We start from the raw sequence: 12,046 nt of genomic DNA, 5'->3' as shown, positions 1-12,046 counted from the left end.
TCCCAACTCAGAGCTATGCTCGATGTGCAATAACAAGGCGAATTTGTTTAGGTCTAGTCATTCTAAATCAAATAAATTTAACGATGTTAGTGTGCATCGAGCAAGCTCCCAAAGGGCGAATTTAAAAGGCTTACATGCTGCGTTATTGATTTTGACAAGGGAATAACCATTTTCTTCAATCAATGCCTTGCCTCTAAGCCTTTTAACTTTCGCTGAGTGGGAAAGAACTTAATCAACTTGGTATAAATAGCTTAACTTACCTAAAACTCGGGATAAGTTGCATATTTTAAAAGCTAGTTAACTCAATTAAACTAATCTTCGTCGTCAAACTCAATCTCATCTTCATCTCTTGGCGTAAATGTTCTAATGCCTTCTTTCGCAATAATCTCAATATAAAATGAGGTCAAACCTTCAACTTGAGTTTTATCAATGCACTTATTAATTTCTGATAGTTTTACCGGCACAGCTTCTTCTTTAGTATTACCAAATTGACAATCAAAATCCCAAAAATCAACACCAGCGGGTAATTTTTTATTGCGCTCTCTTTTAAGGTATTTTTTTACTTCGTGCTTTACCGCGTCAACGCGTCTTTCTAATTTCACTTTTGGGTGCGTTAATTCAAATACTTTTTTCATAAATGGCCTTAATTCTATTGGCTACTGTTGTTAACTTAATAGATTAACAACAAGGATAAATAATATAATGAGTGCATTTTACGTTACTTTTATCTAAGTAGCGAGATAGGGATAGCAACAGAAGTATAAAAAGCTTGTAATGTTACCCATAAGCATTATTTTAAGGCTTTTTTAGATTCAATTAAGTTCTTACGATAAATATTCATTAATTACTCACCTAACCTACTGATATATGACTAAATAACCTACGCTTAGCTAAATAATGCTTTATCTATAATTAATATAGCTAATGGCTAAGATTTGTAATGTATGTGACTAACTTAAATCTAAGGCGTACCTTCTTAATATTTCCATCGGTATAATCTCTAACGCCTTAATATGTGTTTTTCTTAAGTGTACTCTTGGCGCTCTATCGTTTTCATAAGCTTCTAACCAACGAGCTGCACATAAACACCAAGTATCTCCTGGTTTTATGCCGGCAAAATTAAACTCTGGAATAGGTGTTGATAAGTCATTACCTTTAAAGCGCGAAAACTCTAAAAACTGTTCGCTAGCTTCAATACATACGGTGTGTGAACCAACATCTTGCGCACAAGTATTACATACATTATCACGAAAAAAACCAGTAACAGGGTCGCCGCCACAAGCGATTAACTCTTCACCAAATACGTTAATTGATTCATCCATTTCCATACTTTTTCTCAATATTTATGATTAATAAAAACATACTATAACTATACCTTATCAGACATTGAGATACATTTTTTGTGTGTCTCTTTGTTTTTCATAAAAAACGACGAAAAACTGATGATAAGGTTTACTTAAAATAAGCTAGTTAAAGTGACTAGCTTTATAACAACACTTTATAAACAAAAAATCCGCTCAGAATAAGTGAGCGGATTTACTTTATTTACCTTGCTATAAATAGCCTTCAGTATTAATTAACATGCTAAATAGAGCATTAATATACAAAAGCTTACCTACATAACTGAGCTTAATTAAGCATAGCTAACTGTATTTGATATTGCTCTTCTTCACGCGCAACATATTTTTCCCATTGTTCAGCCGCTTTTTGCGTACTAGCAAACTGGGTTGCTTTATTAAAGGCGTTAAGTGAACTATCAAACTCTTTTAGGTTAAAATTAGCCATACCTAAAATTAAATACATATTTGCAGTATCTTTTTCATTATCTTTTGCTTTGGCTAGACCTTGTTCTGCCTGCTTAGCAAAGCGTGCTAACGCTAGATTTGACGAGGTAATGGCTGCTTGCCATTGCTCACTATTTAAATAAGTTTGCGCTAAAAGAGCATCATACTCGCCCGTTTGTGCAATATTACTAACTTGTTGTAATACTTTGATAGCTTTGTCGTCTTCTTTTGCTGTTAAGTACGCACGAGCAAGACGATTTAAGTTATCTTCATCTGCAACGATACTACCTTCGGCAATGGCCATTTCTAATACTGAAGCACTTTTATAAGGAGCGCCATGAAATAAATAAAGTTGTGATAAAGTACTAATATCACTTTCTTCCACAACATAGCCAGCTTGGTAAGCAGCTTCCATTACCGCCATTTGTTTTGCTTCTTGACCAATTTCGCCATACATACTTGATAACTGTAACCAGTATTGAGGTTTGTCATATAAACGAACTAGCTTTTCCATAACCTTAGTTACTTGCTCTGGTTGTTTCAGCTCATAGTAAGTCGCACGCTGTAAGGTTAACCAGTTTTCTTTAGGTAACTTGCCTTCAGCTTCAACTAGCTCAATTGCTTTTTCGGTATGCTTTAAGCTATTAACAAAATCTTTATCTTGGTAATACACTTGCGCAAATAACATCTCTTGGTTACTTGTTAACGCTTTACCGTTTAAAGTTTTCCATTTATTTAAATGCGATAATGCTGCCTTAAAGTCCTGCTGCTGCATACTTAATTGCGCTAAAGAATAATATGTTGAAAGTATTAATGAATCTGGAATTTCAGTTTCTGCTACAACCTTATTGAAGCTGTCAATCGCTTCAGCTACTTGATCATCACCATAATACATAAAACCATAAAAGTTAAATAGCATGGCACGCTCATAACTGTTTAAATCGTCAAGCCTGTCTTTCACTGCATCAAGTATTTCTAAGCCTTCAACTTTATCGCCAGCATCAGCGGTTTGTTGAGCTCGTGCTAATTGTGCATACACACGGTTACGCATTGCAGGTACTTTTTTACTAGCACGAGGTGTTTCTGCAGTGTTTGTATTTGCTTGTGCCGCAAAACTAGTAGTTGAACTTAGTGATACGATTAAACTAAGCATAGTTGTTAACAATAAGGTGTTTTTGTTTTTCATCACTGACTCCTTAAAAATATTCTGTAAAAATTAAAAATGCATTCCCGATTTATTACTTCGGGAATGCTATATTTGTCGCTATAAACCTAGTCAATTAATAACTAGGGGATTAGCCGTCAATCTCAAAAGTAATTCTGTTTTGAACGCCAGATACTTCCATGGCAACGCCATCTACAACACGAGGTTTGTATTTAAATTTAGCTACGGCATCAAGTGCGGCTCTATCAAACACCCCTTCTGGCTCAGCTTGCACTACTACAGCATTAGTAACCGAACCTGTTTTAGTTACTACAAACTCAACAATAACAAAGCCTTCAATACCACGAGATTGTGCGCGGCGAGGATATACTGCAGCCACTTTTACAATAGGTAAATAATCACCATCACCAGTGTCTAAACTTAAACCACCCGATAACCCCATGTCGGTTTGAATATCTGCGGCAAAACTACTTTTTGTAGCATTCGCGTTAGGATTAGCTTGTTGCATTTGTGGCGCAACCATTGGTGGTGGCGGCTCTTTTGGCTTAGCTGGCTTTTGTGGTTTACGCTCTTTTTTAACAACCGCTTCATCTTTTTTTAAGCGGATAAAATCAAGCACGTTACCTTTAGCCGGCTCAGTCATGACATCATTTCCACCGGCAATTAATTTTTGCATTCCCCACAATAAAAGAAAGGTCATGCTTATTGCTAATGCGCCTGCAATAACGTATCGAGCGCCACTGCGGATAATAACTTGTTGTGACATATTTGTTCCTTAACCCTTTTCGTAACCTTTTTAGCTATTGTTATTACGAAAACAACTAGCCTTCTTGCGCAGCAATAGACACGTCATAAACACCTGCTGCACGAGCAGAATCCATCACTTTAATTAAGGTGTCTGTCGTCGCTTTCTTGTCAGCTTGAATTACAACGGTACCTTGTGGGTTTTCCGCTTTTAAGCGTTCAATGTTCGCTTGCACACTGCGCACATCAACTTTACGTTTGTTGATCCAAATATCACCTTTGTCGCTGATTGCTACTAAGATATTGGCACGTTCTTTTTTAACGGCTGTAGCGGCTTCAGGGCGATTAACATCAATACCTGCTTCTTTAACAAATGAGGCGGTTACAATGAAAAATATAAGCAAGATGAAAACAACATCGAGCATAGGTGTCATATCAATTTCTTCTTTTTCATCTTGATCTTGTAACATTTGATTTAAATGACGCATAACTAACTCCAACAACTTCTATTTTGGGTAACTATTACTTTTATTGCTATTTCATGACTCATTGTTTGAATGAAGTTTGCATGAAACACTATAAGCAAAAGACCCTGTTATTTATTAAAGGTTTTACTGCAAGATCAGGCTTACAGTAAAACCTAACGCTAAGGTAAATATAAACATAAGCGTAAACTTAGTGTTTAACCGTTAGCTTATCGGCGAGCAACTCGGCTTCTTTTTTCGCATTACGACGTAACCAAGTCACTGTAAACACACCTGAAAGCGAACCAACCATGCCAGCCATTGTTGGGATCGTAGCGCGAGATACGCCCGATGCCATTGACCTTGCATTACCACTTCCAGAAATAGCCATGACGTCAAATACTTCAATCATGCCGGTTACTGTGCCTAACAAACCTAATAAGGGACATAAAACAACAAGTGATTGAATCAGCGCTATATTGCGATTTAACTTTGTTGTACCGCGAGAAATTAACGCATTGCGTATTTGCGTACTGTTCCAAGAGGTTTGATCTTCACGACCTTTCCAAACACCGACAATATGTTTTTTTAAGCTACGGTAGCTATAAAAAACAAACACGAAGCGTTCAAAAATCAATAACCACATAATGAAGATTACGGCGGCAATCACGATTAAAACTTGACCGCCGGTATCCATGAATTCATTAATGGCATCAAACATTTCCATTAAAGCAATCACTAGTTATGCTCCTTGGCCTGCTTTCTCTTGGCTTTCAGATCTCTCGGCAATGATGCCCGTACTTTCTTGTTGTAAAACATTTACAATATTGCGACTACGACCATTTAAGTAAGCGAAGATAAATACCATTGGAATGGCAACTACTAAGCCGAGAACCGTAGTAACAAGTGCTTGCGAAATACCGCCAGCCATTAGTTTAGGGTCACCCGTACCAAACAAGGTAATGGCTTGGAAAGTGTTAATCATACCCGTTACCGTACCTAATAAACCGATTAGCGGTGCTACCACTGAGATGATTTTAATTAAGGTTAAGCGTTTAGATAACTTAGGTACTTCACGTAAAATAGACTCTGATAATTTCAGTTCTAAGGTTTCAATGTCTAGTCCAGGGTTTTTGTCTTTAACCTGCATTACTCGACCTAACGGGTTATCGTCAGTTGCAACAGACGATTTAAGTTGACGGTCAACTTTTGAACCAATAATCACTAAGCTGATAAGACGTTCAAGCGCAATTAACAAACCAACTAAACCAATGGCTAGAATGATGTAACCTACCGGACCACCTTGGTCTACACGTTCTTTTAAGTCAGGTGCTTGCACTAATAAGCTTAAAATTGAGCCACCCGTTGGATCTAAAGCAAACGCTGCTGTGCCGCCATTTTCGCTGTTAAATAAATCCGTTGTTGTTGCTAAGTAACGACCAGATGGTTGTCTGATAAGCTCGGCAACCGTACCTGTTTCATCAATATATTCTAGGTATTTACCGTCTGAGATTAAGTTAAAACCACCAACACGAGTAACTGTTTCATTACTACGGTCACCATTTGCTTTAACGACTTCACGGTCAAACTTTACTACTTTACCGCTTTGCGTCATTTCACGTTGTAGTTCAAACCATAAACGTTCAATTTCTTCAATTGATGCAAGCTTTGAGGTAGATCCCATGCTTTGTGCGAATTCATCTAAGAATACGCCGCGACCAGGGATTTGCGCTGAAATTACTGAGGTTTGGAACTTACTGCGAGTATCACCAGATACTTGTTGTAAAACACCAAATAATTCTTTTAATTCACCTAAACGCTTATCAAGGGCATCAGCGTTATTGGCTAAATCAATTTCGTTGGCTGCAAATGCTTGCTCAAGTTCAACACTTAGTTCTAACGCTTGATCACGTTGCTCGCTCATGTCATTTAACATGGCTTGCTGTTGGCTTACTTTGGCTTTAAATTCAGCTTCACGAGCTTTATTTTGCTTAGTTTGCGAAATATTGCCTTGCTCTAATTGGCTAAGTAAATCATCTAAGCTGACCGCTTCTTGGGCGTAACTAGCTGAGCTTAAAGAGGCAATGGCAAGTGTTGAAATAGCTAACGCTTTTTTCATCATTGTGCTTGCTTTGGTTAGTGTACTTTTCATTTTTGTAGGATTATTTATTTTAATGTAAGTAGTCATTATTATTACTCTATTACTCTGCTTGTGACGCTGTGGCATTAGACGGGCCTGAAACAGGTACGATAATTAAATCTGGTGCTAACTGTTTACGGGCAATACGTAAGGATTTATTAATTCCTAAACGATAATCTTGTGACAGCTCTTGCCATTGACCTTCGCCTCCTGCAGTTTGTTTCCATTCACCTAAACGGCTACCGTCACGTGTTTGATAAATCAAACTCACACGGCCAATACGTAAAAAATCTACATCCATTGCCGTTCCATCAATTTCTAAAAGACCACTATAGGCTTCAATAGTACGACCGTAATCCACTTCAATTTGATACGCTTCAAGCACACGACGAAACTTTTCTGATACCGAAATATCAGCTCGTGTCATCATGGTTTTTAAATCGTTAACACGTTTTGCTCGCTCTTCTGGTAAGAAAGGAACATCAAGGTTTACAAAGGTATCTAAGGTGCTAATCATGCGTGCCATTAACGGAGAGATTTGACGTTCGATAATGCTTACTTCTTCCATTGAGTCAGCTAACTGATTTAGCTCATTCATTTGGTTATCAAGTTGCGCTTGCATTTGTTGGTTATAAACACTTAAGCCGTCAACTTCTTTTGTTACCACATGAAATTGCTGTAACTTAGTTAATGCTTGGTCAGTTAAACGGTTTACTTTTTGTTGTGACTTAGCAGCTGAATCATTTATTTTCTGGCCAGCGTTAACAACACTGGTTAATTGATCATTGCTTGTTGTAGCTTCTGCAAATGATACAGATGAAAACATTAAGCTTGTGGCACTTACGCTTAGCAATAAACTCGCTTGCGCTAGTTTAGATAACTTCATAGGTTTACCTTCTTCACTAAAATTAATTATTTTTAAATAATTATTCATAATTAATAATGCTTAGTTTAAGAACGCAGTATTGCGCGCTGTATCGTCAGCATTAACTGTATGACGCGAAGTTTACCGAGGTAATGTGACACTTAAACTGCAAAAATATGACACTTATGTTTCATAAATATTTCAATTTGATGACATAGCATTGAAAGGCAAAGTAATAAGGGAAGCTCATTTAAAAAATTAAAAACGATTACTATAAAAAAACGCAATATAGACTTGGGAAATCTATACTGCGTAAAAGTCACTAGGAACATATTTCGTTGATGAACTATTAACACGTAATTTTAAATGTTACTTATGTAGTACAAGTTACTATAAAAAAGTCCACTAACTACAAAACATCATTAACAGTAAGGTGAAACTAACTCTACAAACGATTAAGATAGTTTAAAGAGCAAATATGACAATTTAACGATAGAAGTATGACGGTTATATGTCAGTTACATTAATAATAATCCCACTATTCTGAACTATATAATTCAATAAAATTCGTTATACACTACGGCTAGCCATTACTCTTCTTCTTACTACTTTACAAAAACACTTTTAGACATCATCATTTTTAGTGCCAACAATCTAAACATTGGCTAATCCGACATTTAGCTATTTCGTGTGTTTATAGTCCTTTTCGTCATAAATATGTCATCAAAGCCTCGTAAAATTAGGTGATGAATCATTGTGCACCTAAATCGTCCTTAATAATCATTGACGCAATATCATTAAGGCAACTGTACACAAACGTAATTCAAATATACAACTCATAGTAAGTACCTGAATCACACTAAGAATAAACGGAGTAAAACCCATGCAACTTCTAGAAAAAGAACTCAGTTGGTTGTCTTTTAATCATCGTGTATTACAAGAAGCACAAGATGAAGAAGTACCACTACTAGAACGATTAAGATTTTTGGGGATATACTCAAGTAACATGGACGAGTTTTACCGAGTGCGTGTTGCCAACGTACGCCGTAAAGTGTTGTTATCAAATAATGCTAAACTGAGAGAGCAATCTTCCAGTTTGTTTAATCGTATTCAAGAAAAGGTCGTTGATTTACAAAACTCTTTTGATGAGACCTACCAATTATTATTACAACAGCTTGATGAGCAAAAGATTCACCTTATTAATGAAATTCAATTATCTGATGAACAAAAAGATTGGTTAGATGTGTACTTTAAAGACAAATTACGCCGTCATATTTTCCCGTTAATATTAAATGAAAACGTCAACTTAACTGATCATATTAATGATGATGCTACCTATTTAATGGTGTCGATGACTAAAGGCTCGCAAGTACAGTATGCGTTGGTAGAAGTCCCTAGTAGCAACGTACCACGCTTTGTTATTTTACCTACTACTACCGACAATAGCACCAGTATCATTTTACTCGATAATATAATTCGCCATAGTTTGCAGCATATATTTAGTGGTTTTTTTGATTTTGATAGTATTCATGCTTACTCCATGAAGTTAACTCGTGATGCAGAGTTTGACTTAAGCAATGAGTTTAGCCAAAGCTTGTTAGAGCAAATGTCTGCAAGTTTAAAAAAACGTATTCATGCTGAGCCAGTACGCTTAGTTTATGATAAAAAAATGCCAAAAGAGATGTTAAATAGGCTAACAAACTATTTAAGTATTACCTCTAACCACAGCTTAATTTCAGGTGGTCGTTACCATAGCTTTAAAGATTTTATTGAGTTTCCAAGTATTGGCGATAAATCATTAGAGCACGATAAACTCCCGTCTATTGAGCACCATCACTTCACCCGATATAACAATACGTTTACCGCAATAAAGTCGCGTGACATTTTACTTTACTACCCTTATCACAAATTTTCGCACTTTACTGAATGGCTTCGCCAAGCTGCTTATGATCCAAAAGTCCGTAAAATTGAAATATCGCTTTATCGTGTTGCTAAAAAATCTCGAATTATTGCAGCCCTAAGTGAAGCGGTGAAAAACGGTAAAGAAGTAGCTGTTAACATTGAATTACGCGCCCGCTTTGACGAGCAAGCCAACCTACAATGGGCTGAAGTATTGTCTAATGCTGGTGCTAATGTCACTTTTGGTATCTCAAGCTTAAAAGTGCATGCAAAAATATGTTTAATCACCCGTAAAGAAGAAGGTAAACGCGTGCGTTATGCGCATATTGGTACTGGTAATTTTCATGAGAAAAACGCTAAAATTTATACCGACTTTAGTTTGTTTACTTGCCAAAAAGAAATAACCGATGAAGTAGCACAAGTATTTGAGTTTATTAAATTCCCTTACCTACCTTTTACCTTCAAACACTTAATTGTTTCACCAATCAATACGCGTAGTTCACTTACCGCATTAATTGATAACGAAATTGCCGCTGCAGAGCGTAATGAAATTAGCGGTATTACTTTAAAAGTAAATAACTTAGTTGACCGAGGTTTAGTAAATAAACTGTATCAAGCGAGTAATGCTGGGGTTAATATTAAACTGATTGTTCGAGGAGTTTGTTCGTTAGTAACGGGCGTGCCAAATCAAAGTGAAAATATCACCGCCATCAGTGTGGTTGACCGTTATTTAGAGCATCCACGAGTAGCAATATTTGAAAATAACGGCAATAAAAAAGTCTATTTATCATCAGCCGATTGGATGACTCGCAATATAGATCAACGTGTTGAGGTCGGTTGTCCTATTTACGATCCAGCGGTAAAGCAAAATATTATTGATATTATCACAATTCAATTAAACGATAATACCAAGGCTCGCTTGTTAGACACTGAACAATCTAACTTCTATCAACACCTAACGCAAGGCACAGCGATTCGCTCACAAATAGATATTTATCATTATCTTAAAGAGCAAGAGCGAGAAGATACCTTAAATTTTAGCCCGCTTAAAAAAGAGCTCGTGGGATGATATGCCTAATATGACCAGCAGTAATCCCGTTAAAAAAATATTAACCTTGCCTACTGACACTCAGCAAAGTATGAAAAAAAACACAAAAAAAAGTGCTGAATTAAGCGCAAGTACTCAAATAAAGTATAAAAAAAAGCCTAAAGAGTTGGCTACCGAAAACGACACTGATTTCACCTCTAGTGCTCGTCATCTCGTTGCTGTTGATTTAGGCTCTAATAGTTTTCACCTTATTGTAGCGCGCGAGCAAGACGGCTGTTTACAAATATTACAGCAGCAAAAACAAGCGATTGGCTTAGCCGCAGGTTTAGATGAATATAATTGTCTAACACAAGAAGTGATTGATAAAGCAGTTAATTGCTTACGAGAATTTAACTTATTAATCGTTGATTTACCTTATAGCGCTATTCGTATTGTTGGTACACAAGCGTTACGTTTAGCAACTAATATTGATGACTTTAAAGCACAAGTTCATCAGGTATTTCCACATCCCATTGAAGTGATTTCGGGCAAGTTAGAAGCGGAACTAATCTACAAAGGTGTTGCCCACACTCAACCATTGCGTGGCACGACTTTTATTGTTGATATTGGCGGCGGCAGTACTGAACTTGTTATTGGCCATAACTTTGCTACTTCACTGACTGAAAGCTTATCTATGGGCTGCATTAGTGTACAACAAGAGTTCTTTTTAGATGGCAGCATAACGCCAAGCGCCATGCGTAATGCACAAGCTTTTGCAGTTAAGCAGTTAACCGGTATTGCTGATCATTACCGCTCAGTAAAAAGCAAAACAATATTAGGTACATCAGGCTCTATTAAAGTGATCAGCCAAGCAATGCTTGAACTTTATGGCGACAATAAAATAACCGCAAAGCGCTTAAACCGCTTAGTACAACAACTTATTCGTTGGCAACATTGTAATAATATTCCACTACGTTCATTAGAAGATGCTAGGCGACCAATATTTGCTAGTGCGGTTGCGGTGTTATCAAGTTGCTTTAGTCAACTAGCTATTGAGCAAATGCGGTTTAGTCTTGGAGGTTTACGTGAAGGTGTATTATATGGTTTAAGTCAATCACGTACCGATATTGATACTAGAGAAAGAACCATTCATAACTTAATTAAGTTATACCATGTAGATCAAGCTTTTAATCAAGGTGTATTACAACAAATAACCTTAATAAAGCAGCAACTTAAAAAAACCAATGCACAATTAAGTAATGTTGAATTTACTTTACTCTGTTGGGCCGCACAACTACATGAAATTGGTATTGCTATTAACTCTAAAAAACATCAAAAACATGGTGCATATATTATTGAACATAGCGACATGCTTGGTTTTAGTGAGAGTGAAAAAGAAATAATTACCCTACTAGTGCGTAATCATCGCGGTAAAATTAACTTAGACAGCATTAAGTTATATAACCTTAAATTAGCACATCAGCTTGAAAATGAGTTTATCAATGAAGCTGACAACCAAAATACTCAAGCCAACAAAAATAATTTAATTATAAGCGAACAACGTATCGGCCTATTAATACAATTATTCCGCCTTGCTATTATTTTCACCCAAGGACGAGTACAAACATTAACAACCTCAGTCATTGTTGATCATTACGAAGATGAACTGCTTATTTCTCAGGTAGGTGAATCTGAATTGCAAAATAAGTTATTAAAAGAAATAGATAAGCAAGAGAGTGCGGGCTTAAAGCTACAAATAAACGACTAATAGCTTGTAATATCGATAGCTACGTTGTTGTAAAGATAAGTTTTATCACAAGATATTTTTAATCATTAAGTGACTTAATCAAAAAAGTAGGGAGAGCTATCTCCCTACTTTTTTTTGTTTGCTTTTTAAACGTTACGTTATACCAAGTCCGTTAAATTACTGATCACCTGTACTAGTTAAAATACCTAAA

10 protein-coding genes are annotated in these 12,046 nt (G+C 36.4%); 2 read left to right on the top strand and 8 right to left on the bottom strand.

Translation table 11 applies throughout. The features are described from left to right. Positions 1 to 311 precede the first annotated feature (311 nt). From KO502_RS05140 to KO502_RS05105, 8 genes are all read right to left on the bottom strand, one after another. On the bottom strand, positions 312 to 635 hold the full coding sequence (locus KO502_RS05140; RefSeq protein WP_216021494.1) for a DUF6172 family protein: 324 nt from the start codon (positions 633 to 635) through the stop codon (positions 312 to 314). Between the two features lie 315 nt (positions 636 to 950). Then, a complete protein-coding gene (locus KO502_RS05135) occupies positions 951 to 1,328 on the bottom strand; it encodes a DUF2237 domain-containing protein (protein ID WP_216021493.1) in 378 nt (125 codons plus the stop codon). Between the two features lie 301 nt (positions 1,329 to 1,629). After that, positions 1,630 to 2,970 (bottom strand): hypothetical protein, encoded by a 1,341-nt coding sequence (locus KO502_RS05130; protein ID WP_216021492.1) that lies wholly within the window; start codon positions 2,968 to 2,970, stop codon positions 1,630 to 1,632. 109 nt (positions 2,971 to 3,079) lie between these two features. Next, positions 3,080 to 3,715, bottom strand: coding sequence for an energy transducer TonB (locus KO502_RS05125; protein WP_216021491.1), 636 nt, complete (start codon positions 3,713 to 3,715; stop codon positions 3,080 to 3,082). A gap of 55 nt (positions 3,716 to 3,770) precedes the next feature. Further along, complete coding sequence (locus tag KO502_RS05120) at positions 3,771 to 4,181, bottom strand: biopolymer transporter ExbD (RefSeq protein ID WP_211355851.1); 411 nt, start codon at positions 4,179 to 4,181, stop codon at positions 3,771 to 3,773. A gap of 187 nt (positions 4,182 to 4,368) precedes the next feature. After that, complete coding sequence (locus KO502_RS05115) at positions 4,369 to 4,896, bottom strand: MotA/TolQ/ExbB proton channel family protein (RefSeq protein WP_216021490.1); 528 nt, start codon at positions 4,894 to 4,896, stop codon at positions 4,369 to 4,371. Between the two features lie 3 nt (positions 4,897 to 4,899). Continuing rightward, positions 4,900 to 6,279, bottom strand: coding sequence for a MotA/TolQ/ExbB proton channel family protein (locus KO502_RS05110; protein WP_252730522.1), 1,380 nt, complete (start codon positions 6,277 to 6,279; stop codon positions 4,900 to 4,902). A 79-nt stretch (positions 6,280 to 6,358) separates the two neighbouring features. Beyond that, complete coding sequence (locus KO502_RS05105; RefSeq protein ID WP_216021489.1) at positions 6,359 to 7,183, bottom strand: DUF3450 domain-containing protein; 825 nt, start codon at positions 7,181 to 7,183, stop codon at positions 6,359 to 6,361. 862 nt (positions 7,184 to 8,045) lie between these two features. Between KO502_RS05105 and ppk1 the strand changes: the two genes are divergently transcribed. Continuing rightward, entirely contained in the window at positions 8,046 to 10,130 is a 2,085-nt protein-coding gene (gene ppk1, locus KO502_RS05100; protein WP_216021488.1) for a polyphosphate kinase 1, read from the top strand. 1 nt (position 10,131) lies between these two features. Further along, positions 10,132 to 11,856, top strand: coding sequence for a Ppx/GppA phosphatase family protein (locus KO502_RS05095; RefSeq protein WP_216021487.1), 1,725 nt, complete (start codon positions 10,132 to 10,134; stop codon positions 11,854 to 11,856). Positions 11,857 to 12,046 lie beyond the last annotated feature (190 nt).

It is taken from the genome of Colwellia sp. E2M01 (assembly GCF_018860585.1).
Lineage (GTDB): Bacteria > Pseudomonadota > Gammaproteobacteria > Enterobacterales > Alteromonadaceae > Colwellia.
This window is presented reverse-complemented; position numbering and strand designations above follow the sequence as displayed.